18 protein-coding genes are annotated in these 20115 nt (G+C 40.7%); all 18 read right to left on the bottom strand.

Features of this window, described 5'->3' with window-relative positions; translation table 11 throughout:
- Nucleotides 1-324 precede the first annotated feature (324 nt).
- The gene (locus IGJ45_RS06465; RefSeq protein ID WP_113849899.1) at nucleotides 325-1776 is read right to left on the bottom strand and encodes a flotillin family protein; all 1452 of its coding nucleotides are present in this window, start codon (nucleotides 1774-1776) and stop codon (nucleotides 325-327) included.
- A gap of 13 nt (nucleotides 1777-1789) precedes the next feature.
- Entirely contained in the window at nucleotides 1790-2215 is a 426-nt protein-coding gene (locus IGJ45_RS06460; RefSeq protein WP_029486957.1) for a hypothetical protein, read from the bottom strand.
- A 112-nt stretch (nucleotides 2216-2327) separates the two neighbouring features.
- The gene (gene trmFO, locus IGJ45_RS06455) at nucleotides 2328-3635 is read right to left on the bottom strand and encodes an FADH(2)-oxidizing methylenetetrahydrofolate--tRNA-(uracil(54)-C(5))-methyltransferase TrmFO (protein WP_003126978.1); all 1308 of its coding nucleotides are present in this window, start codon (nucleotides 3633-3635) and stop codon (nucleotides 2328-2330) included.
- Nucleotides 3636-3872: 237 nt separating this feature from the next.
- Entirely contained in the window at nucleotides 3873-5951 is a 2079-nt protein-coding gene (topA, locus tag IGJ45_RS06450) for a type I DNA topoisomerase (RefSeq protein ID WP_103299915.1), read from the bottom strand.
- Nucleotides 5952-6095: 144 nt separating this feature from the next.
- Nucleotides 6096-6968: a DNA-processing protein DprA gene (dprA, locus tag IGJ45_RS06445; protein WP_113849900.1), complete on the bottom strand. Its 873-nt coding sequence runs from the start codon at nucleotides 6966-6968 to the stop codon at nucleotides 6096-6098.
- 64 nt (nucleotides 6969-7032) lie between these two features.
- Nucleotides 7033-7797 (bottom strand): ribonuclease HII, encoded by a 765-nt coding sequence (locus IGJ45_RS06440; protein WP_409531866.1) that lies wholly within the window; start codon nucleotides 7795-7797, stop codon nucleotides 7033-7035.
- Nucleotides 7781-8650, bottom strand: a complete 870-nt coding sequence (ylqF, locus tag IGJ45_RS06435) for a ribosome biogenesis GTPase YlqF (RefSeq protein WP_003126974.1) — start codon at nucleotides 8648-8650, stop codon at nucleotides 7781-7783. Before ylqF ends, IGJ45_RS06440 begins: the two co-directional genes overlap by 17 nt.
- A 959-nt stretch (nucleotides 8651-9609) precedes the next feature.
- The gene (locus IGJ45_RS06430; protein WP_103299913.1) at nucleotides 9610-11055 is read right to left on the bottom strand and encodes a family 1 glycosylhydrolase; all 1446 of its coding nucleotides are present in this window, start codon (nucleotides 11053-11055) and stop codon (nucleotides 9610-9612) included.
- 34 nt (nucleotides 11056-11089) lie between these two features.
- Entirely contained in the window at nucleotides 11090-12943 is a 1854-nt protein-coding gene (locus IGJ45_RS06425) for a PTS beta-glucoside transporter subunit IIBCA (RefSeq protein ID WP_005472277.1), read from the bottom strand.
- Between the two features lies 1 nt (nucleotide 12944).
- On the bottom strand, nucleotides 12945-13781 hold the full coding sequence (locus tag IGJ45_RS06420; RefSeq protein WP_003126971.1) for a PRD domain-containing protein: 837 nt from the start codon (nucleotides 13779-13781) through the stop codon (nucleotides 12945-12947).
- A 442-nt stretch (nucleotides 13782-14223) separates the two neighbouring features.
- The gene (lepB, locus tag IGJ45_RS06415) at nucleotides 14224-14772 is read right to left on the bottom strand and encodes a signal peptidase I (RefSeq protein ID WP_003126969.1); all 549 of its coding nucleotides are present in this window, start codon (nucleotides 14770-14772) and stop codon (nucleotides 14224-14226) included.
- Nucleotides 14773-14798: 26 nt separating this feature from the next.
- Entirely contained in the window at nucleotides 14799-16220 is a 1422-nt protein-coding gene (locus tag IGJ45_RS06410; protein WP_409531832.1) for a S41 family peptidase, read from the bottom strand.
- 75 nt (nucleotides 16221-16295) lie between these two features.
- Entirely contained in the window at nucleotides 16296-16517 is a 222-nt protein-coding gene (locus tag IGJ45_RS06405; protein WP_003126967.1) for a YozE family protein, read from the bottom strand.
- Nucleotides 16510-17031, bottom strand: a complete 522-nt coding sequence (msrA, locus tag IGJ45_RS06400) for a peptide-methionine (S)-S-oxide reductase MsrA (protein WP_409531831.1) — start codon at nucleotides 17029-17031, stop codon at nucleotides 16510-16512. The genes IGJ45_RS06405 and msrA overlap by 8 nt, the downstream gene beginning before the upstream one ends.
- A complete protein-coding gene (locus tag IGJ45_RS06395) occupies nucleotides 17031-17669 on the bottom strand; it encodes a YpmS family protein (RefSeq protein WP_005472266.1) in 639 nt (212 codons plus the stop codon). Before IGJ45_RS06395 ends, msrA begins: the two co-directional genes overlap by 1 nt.
- Nucleotides 17669-18598 (bottom strand): SGNH/GDSL hydrolase family protein, encoded by a 930-nt coding sequence (locus tag IGJ45_RS06390; RefSeq protein ID WP_285905856.1) that lies wholly within the window; start codon nucleotides 18596-18598, stop codon nucleotides 17669-17671. Before IGJ45_RS06390 ends, IGJ45_RS06395 begins: the two co-directional genes overlap by 1 nt.
- Before the next feature lie 114 nt (nucleotides 18599-18712).
- Entirely contained in the window at nucleotides 18713-18970 is a 258-nt protein-coding gene (locus tag IGJ45_RS06385) for a hypothetical protein (protein ID WP_409531829.1), read from the bottom strand.
- Nucleotides 18971-19261: 291 nt separating this feature from the next.
- Nucleotides 19262-20104, bottom strand: coding sequence for a DegV family protein (locus IGJ45_RS06380; protein ID WP_034704768.1), 843 nt, complete (start codon nucleotides 20102-20104; stop codon nucleotides 19262-19264).
- Between the last annotated feature and the right edge of the window lie 11 nt (nucleotides 20105-20115).

Raw genomic sequence — 20115 nt, 5'->3', positions numbered from 1 at the left:
CGAAAACTTGCGAAGGACTTGCCCCAAATTCAACTTGGCATATGCTTTGCCTACAGTAGCTTCTCACTGTGAACTAAGTAGAACTTGCGTTCCACTCTTTCCAGAGTCAGCCGTAGAAAATTCTTTCAAGGTTGCTACCCTCGCTTTGCTCCCCGCTGCTCATCATCTGCTCTGCCGCTCTTTCGAGTGTCAGTCGCAGTGATTCATACGAAGGTTACTACGCTCGCTTTGCTCGCCGCTGCTCATCATCAACTCTGCCTTGCTTCGCAAGCCACTCGTTGTGATTCGCAGCAAAAACGCACTCGTTTGAGTGCGTTGTTTGGGTTATTCGATTGGTTGGGTGTCATTGTCTGTGTTTGGTTGATTTTCTACTGGCTTTTGGCTTTCGATGGCTGCTACTAACTCTTTGTTTCCTTGTTTAGTAGACATGGTTTGATTAATGAGATTGACTAAATCGAGGCCAGTTGTTTCTTTGATAGTATCAAATGTCCGTGCCAAGCCGGCTTCTCCCATGTCGTGGAGTCCGTCGTTGCCTCCAAAGCTGACCACTTTATCGATGTTGCTAAGTGGCGCATTAACTTCTTTGGCAATTTCAGGCAATACTTTGATGAATTCCATCAAAATACCTGCTTCATTCAGTTTAGTTAAAGCAATCGCCATTTTTTCGCGACTTTCGGCTTCTGCTTGACCGACTTTAGCGATTCTTTCAGCATCTGCCGAACCGAGTTTTTCGATTCTCTCTGCTTCTGCTTGGGCAGCTAGTTTCACTTTTTCAGCCTCTGCTTGGGCACGAGCAATTTCTCTTGCTTTATCTGCCAAGGCATTTTGTTCTACAACATATTTATCGGCTTCTGCTTTTTTACGGACTGTAGCATTCAATTCTTTTTCCGTCAGTTCAGCTTGCTTTTCTTGGATCTCGATGTTCTTTTCTTGTTCGATCAATTGGACTTTCATTTTTTCGCCCACAGCAATCTGTTCTGCTTTAGCATCTGCTACTTCCCGTTCTTGTTTGTATTGTGCTTGTTTCAATGCCATATCTTTCGTTGCTTCTGCGATTTCCGTTTGGCGACGAATTTCCTCGTGCTGTGCCAACTGTTCATTTTCGGCTTGCTTGATTCGTGTTTCTCTTAATGCATTTGATTCTGCAACTTCTGCATTCTTCTTCACTTCAGCAATCTGCGGTCGTCCTAAGGCATCTAAGTAGCCGTTACTGTCACTAACATCTTTGATCGTAAATGAAACGATCTCTAATCCCATTTTTTTCAAGTCAGTAGATGCGACTTCTTGTACTTGTTCCGCAAAATCATCTCGATTTTTGTAAATTGCTTCAACGGTCATTGTCCCTAGAATCGCCCGCAAGTGGCCTTCCAGTACTTCTTGTGCTTCATCTTCCAACTCGCCGGTTGATTTGCCTAAGTATTGTTCTGCAGCTGTTTTGATCGATTCCGTACTGTTACCAACTTTAACTAAAACCGTCGCACTTGCTTTGATCGGTACCCCTTGTTCGGTATAAACTTCTGGTGTGCCAATTTCAAGTTTATGCGTCAGTAAACTCAATTTATGTGCTTTTTGAACAATTGGGATCACGAATGTTCCGCTATTTTTTAAAATCTTGATGCCTTCTTTACCTAAAAATGACCCCGTTACGATCAACGCTTCATCTGGCTTGCCGATTCGGTAACGAATCATTAAAAATGCGATCAATAACACGACTAAAACGATGATCCATAAAATTGGATTACTTAAAAAATCTAATGCATTCCCTGTATCTAACATTTTCCAACACTCCCTATTCAATAAAATTGTGGTTTTCTACCACTAAAGCAATACCTTTTTTGTCAAAATCAACAATAATCACTTTGGTTCCGACTGGTAATTCTCGCTTTTCCCGAATATCCTCTTCTTTATAGAACTTTGCCGGATAAACAGAACGCGCTGTCTTACTGCCAATCTCCATCACTTCACCGAGGGTATTTCCGACGATCTTTTCTGTCAATTCACCAATCAAAAAATCTTCATGACCAAGAACATTGCTACGATTTTTATCTGTCAAGCGATTGAAAAGCCACATAAACGGGCCTAGCAACAAACTGAAAAGCAGAAAAACGGCAAATATCAAAACAAATAGTACAATCAGCCAGCCCACTATTTGAATATAAGATGGAAACTGCTGCAGATACTCTTGAAGCAATGTGACCCATTCCCCAATCACGATCGTCACCACCTTCGCTATTGTTACTGTTAATCATATGATAACCGCTACCAAGTTTCAAGACAATTCAAAAAAAAACTTTCTCAACAATTTCTCGTGAGAAAGTTTTCGACAATTAATTTGCAACTGTTTCTTTGGCAGCCTCTAAAGCTGTAAGCGCACGATTAGCCAATGCCTCATAACGGGATTTTTTATCTTTGATTCGTTCGGGCAGTTCAGGAAGCAAGCCAAAATTGGCATTCATTGGTTGAAAATGTTTGCCTTCTGCATGCGTAATGTAATACGCCATGCTGCCGATTGTTGTTTCCTGCGGAAAGATGATTGGTTCTTCCCCTTTTGCAAGTTTTGCTGCATTGATTCCAGCTACTAGACCGCTAGCCGCACTTTCAACATACCCTTCTACTCCTGTCATTTGACCAGCAAAAAACAAGTCATCACGTTTGCGAGATTGATAGGTTTGTTGCAGAAGTTCTGGCGAGTTCATGAAACTATTCCGATGCATTACACCATAGCGGACAAATTCAGCTTGCTCTAATCCAGGGATCATCCGAAAGACCCGTTTTTGTTCTCCCCATTTTAGATGCGTTTGGAAACCTACAATGTTGTACAACGAGGCAGCAGCGTTATCTTGACGCAATTGGATCACTGCATAAGGCCGTTTGCCTGTCTTAGGATCTTCCAAACCAACAGGTTTCATTGGTCCAAACAACATCGTCTTTGGACCACGAGAGGCCATCACTTCAATTGGCATACAGCCTTCAAAGAATTTCTCTTTTTCAAACTCTTTCAAAGGAGCGACTTCGGCATTTACCAAGGCTTCACGAAAGGCATAAAATTCTTCTTCGTTCATCGGACAATTCAGGTATGCTGCTTCTCCTTTGTCGTATCGTGATTTCAAGTAAACTTTATCCATATCAATAGTTGATTTATCAATGATTGGCGCTGCGGCATCATAGAAATAGAAGCCTTCCGACCCATTGAATGCTTGAATCGCCTTGGATAACGGTTCTGAAGTCAATGGTCCAGTAGCGATTACCGTAATTCCTTCTGGGATTTCGGTGATCTCTTCTTCGATCACTGTTACCAACGGATGTTCTTTCACCCGCTTTGTAACTAATTCAGAAAAATCGTCCCGATCAACGGCTAGTGCACCACCAGCCGGAACCGCTGTCTGATCGGCCGAAGAGATAATAACCGAATTCAAGCGGCGCATTTCTTCTTTCAAAACACCTACTGCATTGGTTAAATTGTTTCCTCTAAGAGAATTTGTACAAACAAGTTCCGCAAAATTATTCGTATGATGGGCTTCTGTCGTTTTCTTAGGACGCATTTCATACAAATTGACAGCCACTCCTGCCTCAGCAGCTTGCCAAGCAGCTTCGCTTCCTGCTAATCCAGCACCAATTACATTGATTTTTTTCATACTTCGTCTCCTTTATAGTAAAAGAGTCTGTGCCAAAAGTCATCAAAACAAAAAATAACCCTTACATTGGCAGATGCTGATCTTCAGATCACCGTTTGTCTCTGCTTATTTTTTATTCTATTCCTTGTGTCACAGCTCTGTTTTTTGAAAAGGAACGCAGAAGTCTGCTGTCTCTCAGCAGATACTTCTTGCGCTCACTTCATTTTTTTTATTGAGAGGTCAAAAACGATCGATAGCTTACTTTTGAACATCTTCCTCATAATCACCTTTGATACAAACGACTTGCTTGCCGCCTTTGACTTTCTTTTCAACCAAATAGTTGTCACATTTTGGACAGTTTCTGCCTACTGGTTTATCCCATGACGTAAAGTCACATTCTGGATAGCGTGTGCAGCCAAAGAAAATTCGGTTCTTCTTGGATTTTCTTTCAACAACTTGTCCTTGGTGACAAACTGGACATTCCACTCCGATTTCTTTGACGATCGGTTTTGTATTTCGACAATCTGGAAAATTGCTACAAGCATAAAATTTTCCATAACGACCTAGCTTGATGACCATTGGATGACCGCAAATATCGCAATCGAAGCCAGCGGGTTCATCTTTTATCTGGATTTTCTCAATATTTTCTTCCGCATTGGATAATTCTTTTTCAAATGGTCGATAGAATTGGTCCACGACTTTGATCCATTCTTGTTTGCCCGCTTCAATACTATCTAAGCTGCTTTCCATCTCGGCTGTGAAATGGGTATCGACGATTTGAGGGAAGAATTCCTCGATCAACGAATTAACAATTTCTCCCAATTCAGTTGGTTCAAAACGTTTTTGAGTTAATTTAACGTAATAGCGCCGTTGGATCGTTTCTAAAGTTGGTGCATAAGTCGATGGACGCCCTACACCATTTTCTTCTAAAGTTTTGATCAACGTTGCTTCGCTAAAACGAGCAGGTGGTTGTGTGAAGTGTTGTTTTGGTTCGATAGAGATCGACTGAACAACGTCCCCTTCGTTTAATTCCGGCAAAATATTCTCTTTGTCTTCTTTGCCGTCATCTCGTCCCTCAACATACACTTGCATGAATCCTTTAAATTTGATTTTGGATCCGTTAGCTATGAATATGACGCCATTCTGCTGTAGCGTCACTTTCATTGTATCCAAAATCGCAGGGGTCATTTGGCTGGCTACAAAACGAGACCAAATCAAGCGATAGAGTTTCAACTGATCTTTGTCCAAGTACTTTTCCATTTCTTCTGGTGTACGCATGACGCTTGTAGGACGTACAGCCTCGTGGGCATCTTGCGCCCCTTGCGCATTCTTGATTTTCTTGCCACCATGAGCTGAAAAAGCTGAGCCATAGGTTGTTTCGATGAATTCCGCCGCTTCTCCTTTAGCTGTATCCGCGATCCGTGTAGAATCGGTACGCATATAGGTGATCAACCCCACCGTTCCTTGCTTGCCTAATGGGATTCCTTCATAAAGCTGTTGGGCTACCATCATTGTTTTACGTGTACGGAAATTCAGTTTGCGGGCTGCCTCTTGTTGAAGACTGCTGGTTGTAAAAGGAGCCGAAGGATTGCGTTTTCGTTCTTTCTTTTCTACCTTGGTCACTTGGTAATCTTTGCCATCTAAACGATCGGTCACTTCTTTGATGCTTTCAGCGTTTGGTAGTTTTTTCTTTTTACCATCTAGCCCCCAGAAAGCCGCCTTGAACTTTTTCGTTGCTTTTTTAAAGTTGCCATCGATACTCCAGTATTCTTCAGGTATAAACTCGCGGATTTCTTTTTCGCGATCAATGATGATTTTCAATGCTACTGACTGAACACGGCCCGCACTCAACCCTTTTTTGACTTTGCGCCATAAAATTGGACTAATCGAATAACCTACCAGACGGTCCAACACCCGACGAGCTTGCTGCGCATCTACTAAATCGACATCAATCGTACGAGGTTCTTTGAACGCAGCTTTAACTGCATCTTTTGTGATTTCATTAAAAACGACCCGGTTCTTTTCTTTTAAATCTAGTCCTAGCAAGAAAGCTAAATGCCAAGCAATAGCTTCCCCTTCTCTATCCGGGTCACTTGCGAGATAAACTTTTTCTGCTTTTTTAGCTGCAGAACGAAGGCTCTTGATGACATCGCCTTTGCCGCGAATCGAGATGTAATGAGGTTCATAGTCATTTTCGACGTCAATGCCCATTTTGCTTTTCGGCAAATCACGAATATGTCCAACACTCGCAACAACTTTATAGTTGCGCCCGAGGTATTTTTCAATGGTTTTCGCCTTTGCTGGCGACTCCACGATCACTAGATATTTATATGCCATATAAAAAATGGCTCCTTCCTTCATTTTTTCCTACTATAATATATTCGGCAAACAATCCACTTGCTTTCCAAACATCCAAATCGTAGCTTATCATAGCTTTCAGAAAAAGTTTTGTCAAGAAAGGATCATCATAAGTTCAAAAGCCTAAGGCAATTCTTCTAAGATATCTTCTGCTGTCAGCGTGCATTTTGCTCCATCTTGAATCAACTGATGACACCCCTTTGATCGATCGGTCAAAGCTTCTCCAGGCACGGCAAATACATCCTTCCCATTTTCTAAAGCCAACTGTGCAGTAATCAAAGAGCCACTCTTTTCTTTGGCTTCAATCACACAAACTGCCTGTGCGATTCCCGCAATCAGTCGATTCCGCATGGGAAAATGATGTTTATGCGGCAATGTTCCTCGCGAATATTCACTAACCAGCAAATGTTCCTGCTTGATCTGAGAATAAAGACGTTGCGAACTCTTAGGATAACACTGATCCAGTCCCGTTCCTATAACTGCAATGGTTTGTCCACCACTTTCAATCGCTGCTTCATGGGCGAAACTATCTAATCCCTGGGCAAGGCCGCTAACGATCAAGTACTTCTTTTTCACTAGTTCCGGAATGATTTTTCTACAAATCTGCTGACCGTAGCTTGTCGCTTGTCTAGCACCGACAACAGCCAGTGAAGGCTTTTGGAGTAATGCCAGATTCCCTTCGTAAAAGAGGATCAATGGTGGATCAGCGATTTTTCTCAGTGCAGGTGGGTAGTCTTTTGAAAAAAAGGTGATAAATGACTGGTCGGCCATTTTTTCCGCTAAGTCACTCTCTGTCAACTGATGCCACGACTGTTGAAAACGACGAATATTGCGTGTGATCCCTGTCATTTGAATAACTTCTTCAGCCGTTATAGTCCAATTTTCTTGTGCGAGGCAGCCTTTGACCACCTGCCACTGACTTTGAATACCGACTCCTTGTACAAATGACAAGCGAAGGAGGATTTTATCGAAGGGCGTACATTCCTGAAAGTACATAAAACAACCTCATTTCTAAAGAATCTCACTAATAAGATTCGTAAAAATGAGGCTGTTTGATGAATTATTTTACGTACTGTTTTACTGGTGCAAACGTTTTGCGATGGATAGGACAAATCCCATGGGCAGCTAATCCTTCTAAATGGGTTTTCGTACCGTAACCAGCATTTTGATCAAATCCATAATGAGGAAAAACACCATGATAATCTTTCATTAAATTATCCCGAAATACCTTAGCCATGATACTTGCAGCAGCGATAGAGATCGACCGCGCATCCCCTTTGATCAGACTGGTCTGAGGAATATCGGTATCAAGCGTCATAGCGTCCACCAATAAATGCTCTGGTGTAATCGATAAGTCAGCTAGCGCTCGTTTCATCGCATTCTTACTGGCTTGATAAATGTTCACACGATCAATTTCCTCATGATCTGCAATACCGATGCCAATCGCTACCGCTTTATTTTGGATCTCAATAAATAATTCTTCTCTTTTTTTCGCAGAAAGTTGTTTCGAATCATTCAAGCCAATGATCCCGCAATTCTTCGGTAAAACCACTGCCGCGGCAACTACGGGCCCAGCTAACGGTCCCCGGCCGACTTCATCTAAACCGGCAACAAACCGAAGCCCTTTCTGATAGAGTTCTTGTTCAAATACAGACATTTCTGCATATTTTTCTTGCATTTGTCGCTGTTTACACTGCTGATTTTGATACTTGGTAATCAGCTTTTGGACACCAGAGCGTTCGTCTGCCATCAGTTGAGCCACATAAGCCGGGTCAACCTCCTCGGCAAATAGTCGCTCTTTGATAGTTTTAATCGGCTCTTTCATCTTTTTCACCTAACTCCTCGTAACGATCTAATGTGTACCTTCCCAGCTTCCCTTGTCGAATATCAAAAACGACTAATTCACTACCGCGATCATAATTGTCTTTGTAGCCACGTTTTTCAGTGATCTTCATCAATAGTTCTGGTGCTAGACATTGTTCTTCTTCCGCAGAAAGTGAATAACGCTGAGCAATTCTTCCTTCATAGTAGCGAGCAAAAAAGTCTAACCCAAACAAAGCAATATCATCTAAATGGATGAGTTGATCTTTGATAGCGCCAGTCAAAGCTAATTTTTTGCCAATCTCAGGATCTTCAAATTTAGGCCAGAGAATTCCTGGTGTATCCAGCAATTCCAATTCTGTACCAAAACGCAACCATTGTTGCCCTTTGGTAACACCTGGTTTATTGCCAGTCTGAGCAATTTTTTTGCCGACTAAGCGATTCATCAATGTTGATTTTCCTACATTAGGAATCCCAATGACCATTGCTCTTATCGGACGTGGTTTGAGCCCACGAGCTTTGTCACGAGCAATTTTTTCTTGCAGAACTTCCTTTGCTTTAGGAACGATCATTTTAATTCCTTGACTATCCTGAGCATTGATCGCCATGGCTAAGAAACCTTGTTTTCTAAAATAGCCTTCCCAGAGTTTTGTTTGCTGAGGGTCAGCCAAGTCTGCTTTATTGATCAAGATCAAGCGTGGCTTTTGTTGTAAAATTTGATCCAGCATGGGGTTTCTTGAAGAAATGGGGAGACGAGCATCTACAAGTTCAAACACGATGTCGACAAATTTTAGTTTTTCGCTTACTTCACGTTTTGCTTTGGCCATGTGGCCTGGAAACCATTGAATGGTACTCATAATTAATTTCCTTTCATACCAGTCTTTTTCAGACATTGTTTTGGCTTTCTCTTAAAAGTATCGGACGAATCGAGAAAATTTCCTGATTGCCGAGTATCCTACGCATTTTAACACGAATTGGTTTAATTGGAAATACTACCTGCCAATCACCTGCAACTATACCTATGAGACGCGTATTGTAGTGGTGATTTGCTCATTCAACCTGCTCTTACAGTCCAGCAAATATCCAAAGAATGACCAAAAACTGCCCAACTACGCTGACTATTCTGTTATATGCCATTATTTGGCTGATTCCGCAGCCTTTCCTTGTTAATTCATTCACTAGAATCACTTGGCAGACTAATTTAAAAATGCCATAAGGGGATTTGGTCCACGGCTCAATTCATTCTGTCACTCAGTGTCAGTCCAAGAGAACTTGCTGGCTTGTGAAAGTAGCTAAAATTAGGAAAAAGTAGCCAAAAGTAGCTAAAAGTAGCTAAAAGTAGCTAGCTGAGTGTCAGGATGTAGGAAGCCAACTTTTTTTGAGAAAAAGACCAATTTTCAGCCTAGTTAAAATTATACTTCATTTTACGTCTTTTACTCAAATCATCTTATCAATTTTGAAGAAAAAATGCCAAAAGTCTGACAGAATTACAACACTGTAAAAAATTTTATCGTTATTTCTAGAACATTTTTTTCACATTTGCTCAAGCAAGCGGCTACCTCGTTTGAATATATAAGTAATAGAAATAAAACGAAATGCAGCTATGTATCGTAGCTAAGTACTAAGATCAACAAAATCGAAAAGATCAAACTTTTTTGAAACCAAGAGGTTCCCATCGCTCATACTGATTTATGAAAACAAAAAAATCTAGAAAGAATTTACTTCTTTCTAGATCGCCATCATTTCTTATTAAAGTGCGTATCGATACAAGTTTTGATGAAAAAAAATACAAATGAAATGAATAGAAAACTAATTTTTACTCATGATTCTCCCTTTTGATACTCTCACCGTTGGAGTTAATGACTTGCCGATACCACTCAAAGGAATCTTTTTTCTTACGCATATAGGACCCTGTTCCATCATCTTGTTTGTCGACATAGATAAATCCATAGCGTTTTTTCATCTCACCTGTCGTAGCACTGACTAAATCGATCGGCGCCCACGTTAGATAACCGATACAGTCTACCTGATCCTCTTCAACTGACAGCAACAATTGCTCGACATGTCTGTGCAAGTAATCAATGCGATACGCATCGTGAACATGCCCATCTTCTGCGATTTCATCCACTGCACCTAGTCCGTTTTCAGTAATCATGATTGGTAATCCGTATTTTCGATAAGTGTAATTTAACAAATACCGCATGCCAATCGGATCAATCGTCCATCCCCACTTACTGCTTTCCAAATAAGGATTTTGCAGACCGCCAAATAAAGCACTTTTTCCTTCCGATGCACCTTCATATTCTGCGACAGAAGACGCATAGTAATTCATGCCAATAAAATCAATTTTGCCCTCAGCAAACACTTTTTTATCTGACTCAGAGATCACGATTTTTATGCCTTGATCTGCATATTCTTCCAGTTTGTATTGGGGAAACAGACCATTGCACATTGCATCGATCTGATAGAAGTCACGATCCATTTGTTTATAGGCATTTAGAACATTGACGGGATCACAATTTGCTGGATAGACTGGCTCGATACCAAAAACACAGCCAATTTGGAAGTTTTCATCAATTTCATGTCCCATTTTGACAGCAGCACAACTTGCAAGCGTCATATTGTAGCCAATCATGGCTAATGTCTGGGCCTTAGCATCGATTTCAGAGTACTTTAATCCGGCAATGATATAGGTAAAGATATCACTAGCCTCACTTTGAGGATCGATATGGTTCATCTCATTAAATGTGGCCCAGTATCTGACTTTTCCTTTGAATGCTTCAAACATCGTGCGACAAAAGCGCAAATAGAAATCAACGACTTTGCGATTTGTCCATGAACCATATTCTGTCACTAGATGAATCGGCATTTCGAAGTGATAGAGCGTAATGATCGGTTCGATACCATGTTTTAATAGCGTGTCAACGACTCGATGATAAAAATCGATACCGGCTTGATTTGGTTCTGCTTCGTCCCCTTTAGGATAAATTCTTGACCAATCGATAGAAATCCGTAATGCCTTGAATCCCATTTCTGCAAACAAAGCAATATCTTCTTGATAACGATGATAAAAATCGATGCCTGTATGAGAAGGATAGACCTTGTTAGCAAGAAGTTCTTTATCGATCTCACGAGGCTGTTCATAGCTGCCTACTGTGACATAGTCCATAATAGCTGGGCCTTTGCCATCTTCCTGCCAAGCACCTTCACATTGATGAGCGGCAATGCTGCCGCCCCATAAAAAATCATTTCTTAACTTCATCTGCTCACCTTTTCTATCTTCTTTATTACGGTTTCTATTGCAAGACAATATTTAGTAAATCATCCGACTTTACCAACTGGTTATTGGATGTTGGGATCACATCAAGAAAATCATTCGTATTCGTAATGACCACAATAGTCGTTGGATCATACCCGGCTTCACGAACTTTTTCAAAATCTACTTCACCGATTGGTTGTCCTGTCCTCACACGATCACCTTGCTTCACATTCATCGTAAAATACTTGCCTTCTAACGAAACAGTGTCGATACCAATATGGATCAAGACCTCAACGCCTTGGTCACTGCGAAGACCAATCGCGTGTTTGGTAGGAAAGACTGTTAGCACTTCCCCATCGATTGGCGAATGAATCACATGACTTATAGGTTTGATACCGATTCCTTTCCCTAAAGCACCAGTTGAAAAAGCTTGGTCATTGATTTCATTGAGGGGAACCACTTCTCCTTCCACTACACTTTTTAAAGCAGTAGAACGAATCATTTCAGAAGATACAGGTTGTTCTTTCTCTTTAACCGCCGGTACTTCATCACTTTCTACTGGAATCCCTAACATATAGGCTGCGATAGTCGCACCAATAAAACTGATCGCAACCGCTGCCACCATTAACCAAAGATTCATGAAGTCGCCTTCGCCAATATAGGCAGGTAATCCAAATAATCCCCAAGCAATTGAATAAGCTTTGACACCTGTTAAACCGGCGAACAGTCCCCCTAAACCTCCACCGATCATCACAGCAATAAACGGACGACGGAATTTAACGAATACACCATAGATGGCTGGTTCGGTAACTCCTAAAATGGCGGATAAAGTCACGGTCCCAAATAGTTGTTTTTGTTTCAAGTTGCGAGCACGCAAGAAGTATCCAAGCATTGCTCCGCCGACAGCGATGTCAGAGATTGTACATGATGAGATAAACGCTGGATCATATCCATTCGCTGCAATCAATGAAGCCACAACAGGCATAATGAAATTGCCGGCGCCTAACATAATGATGAATGGCTGTAATGCAGAATAGAGCATCATCACAAACCAGCTACCTATCGTGTCCATCAATAGATTGAAGAAGCCAATGATGCCTTCCCCAATATAAAACCCTAATGGACCAAAAACCAGGAGTGTGGCTGGCAAAGTAATCAGCATGATCACTAAAGGAGACATAAAGTACTGCAAACTTTTAGGAATGACTTTTTTGGCAAACTTTGTTACATAGCCCATGAACCATACTGCTAATAAAATCGGGATAAAGCTATTTGAATAAGTGATCTGTGGTAACCCAATACCAAATAAACTCAATCCCGAAACATTGTTGATCGGTTCAGATAAAATGGTTGCTGCTAAAGCCACTGCTAGATAAGGGCTGGCGCCTAATCGTTTGGCACAGCTCATCGCCATTAAAATAGGTAAGAAATAAAAAACAGCCGACCGTAATGCATCAAAAATTTGATACGTTGAGCTATCTGTCGAAATCAAACCGGTTAATGAAATAATTGAAAGAAATGCGGCTAATAAACCTGCACAGATGATTGGTTCTAAAATGGGATTCATTGATTCCGAAATCACATCTAGCATCGCCTTGATCGGATTTTTCTTCGTTTTTGGCTGGTCTGCTTCGTCTCCTGACATTCCCAGTTGGTCAATTAAATCTTTGTAAACATCGTTTACATGGGTTCCTACGATAATTTGATAAGCAACATTATTGCTTACCACATCAATAACCCCTTCCAGCTCTTGCAATTTTTTTGTATCTGCTTTTGAGCGATCTTTTAAAGTAAAACGAAGACGAGTCATGCAGTGCACAACAGCTTGAATATTGGCTTTTCCGCCAACTAATTTGATGATTTGCTCGTTGAAATCATGGTATTGATTCATGTCATTCTCCTCTTTCTGTTACACGATTGATGTGGATCATTAAGTAGGTGTACTCTTCTTGTGTCAGGTAACTGTTGAACTTTCCTTTGACATAGATCTCAATTTTTTCAACCGCGGCAAATGCTTCCGGATACATTGCTTTCACTTGTTTATAAAGTTGAGACTCATTGTCGGAATAGGTCTGGTTGTTCCGCAATCGTTCGATGAAATACTGGAGATGGGTCACAAGACGCATATAATTCATGCTGTTTTCATCTAAAGTAATCGTAAAATGATATTTGATAATATTCAGCATATCCCGCAACGTTTCCATATCAGCTAATTGTTCATCAAACTTTGCTTTCGTTTCCTGCAAGTTAACAAAATGTAAGGCAATGGCAACGGCTTCATCTTCAGGAAAATCGACTTGAAAGGTTTGATTGATCCTTTCCAAGGCTTCTAACCCAATTTTGTAATAACTGGGATAGAATTTTTTTACCTCCCAAGTCAATGGACTCCTCAAATATTGATCTTTTTTTGCCCGTTTCAATGCAAAGGATAAATGATCTAACAAAGCTAAATAAAGATAATCATTGGCACTTTTGCCGATTTCTTTTTCTCCATATTGTACGAGCTCGTTTACAAGCAGGATCAATTGATCATCGGCGCGAGATAAGAGGTAGCTAAAATGCTCTAATCGATCTTGGCTATCTAAGACAAAGGTCTTCTCTACTTCAGAGTCAGAAATATGTTGGCCAACTTTTTTCTTGAATGCGACTCCTGTTAAGTAGATGATCGACTCATGCCCTCCTCTATCCACTAAGGCAACATTATTATTGATAATCTTTTTAACTTTCATTCGTTTCTCCTTTCCAGAAAAAAGAACTCAGAATAAATATCAAATAAACTTTACAAAAGAAAGTGTACTTGATATATATTCTGAGTTCTGCCTGATCGTCTCAGTAACATAACTCAAGAAACAGCTGCGGCGCTATTTCTCGTTCCTTTTTCTAACTTACAGCCAAAGTATATCAGCTTAAAATGGCACTGTCAACGCTTACTTATAAAATTATTTCTTGCTTGTTCGTTTCAATAGAATAACGAAAAACAACAAAGTAAGTGTTAAATAATTATGTAAAGGACATGACACAACAACAGCATTTTATTATCAAGCAAAGGATCCAACAATATTGATTTCTGCAGAAAAATACTAGCTGCTATTAAAAACATCATCTACTCATATATTTTGAAAGTAGCGATACCTACGCAAAAATATGAATAAATGATGTTTTTGTTTTTCATTATATAAAGCGCATATGGGTTAGTGGGTAATAAACAAAACGGGCATTTCCTAAAATCGCATCTCCAGAAATGGCACCAAATGATCGGCTGTCTTTAGAGGCACGACGATTGTCACCTATCACGAAATAGCTGTCTTTCCCCAGCTTTTCAACGCCCAACAATGACTGTAGATCAAAGTCATTCGTATAAGAGACATTTTCGTGATCATTCTTTCGATTTTTCACTAGGAAATTCTCATCTACCGGCTGATCATTAACATATAGTTGATCATTTTCGTAACGAATGGATTCACCAGGCAATCCAATCACTCGCTTAATATAGGTGGAACCATCCGGCATTTGAAAAACGACGACATCAAATCGCTTGATGGGTGAGATTTTTTCGATCAAAACCATATCCCCCTGTCTTAAGGTACCTTCCATTGAATTTCCGCCTACCGGTACAGGGATCAGCAAGAATGCACGAATCAGGAATGCAGAGGCCAATGCAATAATCGCGTATTTAATGATGAACCAAAAGCGATCGATCCAGATTTTTCTTCGCTGCATGATGTCCCTCCTCTTTTACTTTGTTACTACTTTGATAATAACTCGACAGCTTTCAAATAAGCATGATCTTCTTGTTTTAATTGATCCGTCACAGCTTTCTCAATTGCTTGTGCTGTTTCTGCATTCACTTTCCCTGTCACTTCCAGCTCAGCTTTTTGCTGAACGGCTTGAACGGCTGATACGGTGGTTTGGTCAAATGTATCTCCGGTGGTCCGATAACCTAGTGCAGAAAGAAACTGATTCAACTGATCAACTGCTTCTGAGCTTTGCCCTTCTTTCAATTCTTTGTCTCTTGGTAATGGAGCTAAATAGGCATACTCAGGAAAATCTGCTTGATGATCTGGCATTACACCTTGCTCATTGACCCATTCTTCATTTGGCGTCAGCCACTTCATGACCGTCATCTTTAACTCACTATTGTCTCCTAATTCTTTTACATTTTGTACAGTTCCTTTACCAAAGGTTTCTGTACCAACAACTGGTATATCTGCGGATTCTTGCAACGCAGCTGCAAAAATTTCTGCGGCCGATGCACTGCCGCCATCAACCAAAACGACAACCGGTTCTGTGACTTTGAATCCTTCATCAAGAGCAGCACTTGCCTTCGTTTCACTTATGACACCACTATCATCTGCAAACTTAACGATCGTTTTTCCATCTTCTAAAAACATGCTAGCCATGATCTGTACTTGATCTAAAAGTCCACCAGGATTTTGCCGGACATCCAGAATAAATGATTTTGCTCCTTTCTTTCTCAGTGACTCAATTCCTTCTTTTAATTCGGAGGCAGTACTTTCACCAAAAGTCGTAATTTCGATTTTCCCGATTTTTTTCTCACTATCAAGGTCTGTATGAACAGTATCCACTGGAATCGTATCTCGTGTAATCGATACGTCAAAGGTCTCTTTTTCCCGTTGGATCGTCAACTTGACTGTGGTCCCTTTTTTGCCACGAATGTTGTTTACGACCTCTGTTAATGACAGGCCTTTCGTTTCTTTCCCATCCACTTTCAAAATACGATCGTTTAGACGCAAACCGTTTTTCTCAGCTGGGGAGTTCTTGATAGGGGCTTGTGCCACTTCTGGATAGTCGTTGACAAGGGTAAGGGTGGCGCCAATTCCTTCAAAACTGCTTGATAAAGACTGATCCAATTCATTGGCTGCTGATTCACTAAGATACGTTGTATAAGGATCACCTAATGCATCGGTCATTCCTTTTAATGCCCCTTCGACCAAGACATCCTCATCTACTTCTTGGTAATAATTGGCACGAATTTGGTCAAAAAGCGTTTGAACTTTTTCCAGTTCATTTGATGTCGCCACTGTGGGCTGATTCTGTGGGGATTGTGTTGCAGCCGTACTTTTTTGCCAAATGTAGACACCGCCTCCCGAGAGGATCGCGACACAAATCAGTGAGATCACATAACGGTGAAAAGAAACATTTTTCATAGAAAGACACCTTTCTGTCCATTAATTTTTTAGCCTCTAGTGTAAAAAGAGAGGAAGTTTCCACTCCACTCTCTCTTATTTATTATCCTCCACATACTGTTCCCAAATACGATCAAAAATATCCATAGAAGGCAAATAATCGACGTTCAATTCTAAATAAGAAGAAACTTCATCATAATCGTCGGTATGTTTTGGGAATTGAATATCATGACTTGCATGTGTCGCAAAGATCTGTGCCTCATCAGTATGACTAGGCCCTTTGATGGCCATTAAATAAGTATAAAAACTTTTACGCATGCGTATTCTCCCAGTGATCCTCAAGAAAAGCTGCTCGTCTCGCATGATTGCGAGCAAAATTTTCAGGATGCTTTTTGTAGTATTCTTGATGCTCTTCTTCTGCCAAATAAAAAGGTTGTGCAGGTTCGATACTCGTTGCGATTGGGGCATTAAAGCGACCCGATGCTTGCAAAGCGGCTTTGCTTGCTTCTGCTTTTTGTTTTTGTTCCTCATTGAAATAGAAGATGACTGGTCGGTAATTGTCTCCTCGATCTTCAAACTGCCCAAAAGCATCCGTGGGATCCGTCTGTTGCCAATAAATAGTCAATAATTCCTCAAAACTGATTTTTTCTGGATCAAAAATGATCTCAACAGCCTCTGTATGACCGGTTTTATGACTTTTTACTTCCTCGTAGGTCGGGTCAACCGTGTGTCCAGCCGTATACCCGGAAAAGATGGACTGTACTCCTTCTAACTCATCAAAAGGCTGAATCATACACCAGAAACACCCTCCTGCAAAAATTGCTCGTTCCATTATTTGTCCTCCGTTTCTGCTGGCAGATAGAGACTCATTTGGATCTCATCATCTACTAGATTGATTTTATTCGCTTTGATAAACAAGCCGTTTTGCATGCGGAATTGATCCAAGCGAATCAAAATAATTTGTTCATCCGCATTGACCTCGATCCACTCTGGAAACTTGAAGCTGCGCTTGATCATTTTTAACACTTCACTGGTCGGCAGATCTAAAGTACCAATTGATAAACTTTTGGCTTTTAACTGAACATTGCCTTCTTCGGTGACATAAGGATCAAAGTATAAGTAAAATGTGATTGGAAAGTTCAGCACTTTAAATTGACCTGTCAGTAGTGCCTCATTTCTCAACTCGAAATTGTATTTTACTTCTTGATCTTTCTGAAAATCAGTTAAATAGAAATCGATCAATTGATTGACTTGACTCTTATTACTGTTGATGGTCAAAACAGGATTACCGTCTCGTTTGACTAGTTCTGCACTTTCTGAGATCCCAGATTCACGTTGTTGAAACACCCGTGAAGCAAAAAAGACAGTTGTTCCCAGCAGAATGCCTACTAAAACTAGAAAAGCAATTTTCCAGTAATTCATTTTTTTGATTGGACTTTTTTTATCCACATCATTAGTTTCTTGTTTCATTATTTTTCCTCCTTCATCAGCCAAACATTTTGGGTTTTGATTAATTCATCACGAACAGCATTCGCCATTAGCTGATACCCTAGATTGTTTGGATGGAAACGATCCCCATCATACAGTACATTGTTGGTCACTTTTGTTCCCCCAGTTTCTGAAGTACCGGTCATACCATTGGTGGTGGAAGTTGTGGTATCCGAAGTTTCTGCTGATCCTGAAGCGCCTGCTTCAGAAGAATCCGTATCTGCGATCCCAACTTCGTCACTTAGTCCTTGGTATAGCAAGTCATTGATTGGGATAAAATAAGCATTGTGCTGTTGTTTGACAAATGTTTCTGTTGCTTTGTTCCAATTATCAATAATCGTTTGCATATCAGTAATTTCTGGAAAATTTAAATAAAAAGGATTATATATCCCTAACACATAAATGGGTGCTGTTTCATTCAGTTGACGAATCTGCTCAAACATCTCTACTAATCGTTCTTGATAGTCGGCCATGGGTTTGGTAAAAGAATCGACACTCAAACCAAAAAAATTAGTTTGAATCACTTTTAATACATCATTCCCGCCGACGGTCAATGTAATCAAGTCAGCCTTCTTTAGATCACTGCGCAATTCTTTGTCTTTGTTCACTCGTTTCAAGATTTGATCGCTGCGCTCTCCAGCAATTCCATAGTTCGTCGTCACAACATTTGCTAAATGATACCGATCTTGCAAATCGGCTGCAACGATGGGCACAAATCCTCCTTGTTGCGTCTCATCACCGACTCCTTCAGTCAGCGAATCGCCTAAGGCCATGTAATTGATCACATTTTTGGTCTTTCCCTCTTCTGCCGTTCTCGCAACTGGTGTGAGCAATGGTTGCGCTTTTGGAATCAAAAAATGACCGAGCATTCCAGTACCTAAAGCTACGATCAATACAACTGAAAGATAAATTGCTACTTTTTTCCACTTCACGGATCTTCAATCTCCTAACCTATAATCTAAGCTATTTTATCAAAATTCTCATTAAATTCATAGTCGAAATGTTTTGATTGACGAGAAACTCAATCAACGAAGAGCAGCGAAGCATGAAGCAATTTCTACCCATCTGCTTGATTCGGGTCCCGCTTCATCAACTGCTCGGCTACTCATTGTACTCATTGTTTCGTCTGCAGTTGCTTCTAAACTTACATTAAAAAGAATGTAAAAGTCATTTTTCGAGTGACAACCATAATGATTCTTTTCAAGGTCGCGCTCGCTTGGCTCGCCGTTGCTCATCATCTGCTCTGTCACTCTTCGTGTGCCAGTCTTTGTGATTCTTTTCAAGGTCACGCTCGTTTGGCTCGCCGTTGCTCACCATCAATTCTGTCTTACTTCGCAAGCCAATCATTGTGATTCTTTTCAAGGTTACTACGCTCGCTCAGCTCGCCGTTGCTCACCATCAATTCTGTCTTGCTTCGCAAGCCAATCATTGTGATTCTTTTCAAGGTTACTACGCTCGCTCAGCTCGCCTAGTACTGCTCATCATCAATTCTGTCTTGCTTCGCAAGCCAATCATTGTGATTCGCAGCAAAAAGCGATTCGTGTTTACGAATCGCTTGGATACTGTCATTAAAATTATTCGGTGTAATACGTAATGGCGAATGCGCCTTTGCCGGTATGGGTAGCGATGATTGGGGTGGTATGAAGTAGTGGAATATTCATTTCTGGGAAGAGTTGTTGCAATTCTTTTTTGAATTGTTCTGTGATCTCTAACCCCTCTGCATGAGAGATCCCTATTTGTTTCACATTCGGCATGCGTTTCAATTCGTCTTTCAATTCTTCAAACCACTTATTAAATGTTTTTACACCGCGTCCTTTTACGATTGGAATCAATTCTGAATGGTCGAAATCCATAATCACTTTCATATTTAATAAACTGGATAATAACCCTTTGGCACGACTGATTCGACCGCCTTTTACCAGATTTTCTAATGTAGAGACACCAATAAATAATTTGGTATTTTCTCGAACTTTGTCAACTTCCGGCAAAACTTCAGCTAATGTCTTACCTTCTTGTGCTAATTGAGCTGCCCGAATCACTTGGAACGACAATGCTTGATCTGTCGTATCACTATCGATCACTGTCACATTTGCTTTCGACAAATTACTTGCTTGTCTGGCAGCTTCGACAGTTCCACTCAGACCCTTCGTCATATGTATCGATAAAACGTCACTACCATCTTTTCCTAATTCATCGAACAGTTCCACAAAATGGCCAATCGGTGGTTGGCTCGTTTTTGGAAGTTCTTTTGCTTGTGCCATCATTTGCATGAATCGTTCTCCGGGCAATGAATCATCATCCGGATAAACCATCCCATCGATCATTACAGATAACGGAACTACATGGATATTCAATTGGTCTCGAACGGTTGGCTCCATCGTACAGGAGGAATCCGTTACAACTTTAAGCTTTGCCATCATACATTCAC

This window comes from Enterococcus sp. DIV0574, assembly GCF_051711125.1.
GTDB classification, from domain to species: Bacteria; Bacillota; Bacilli; order Lactobacillales; family Enterococcaceae; genus Enterococcus_D; species Enterococcus_D gallinarum.
Note: the sequence above shows the minus strand (reverse complement) of the source record. Positions and strands in the feature narration are given on the sequence as shown.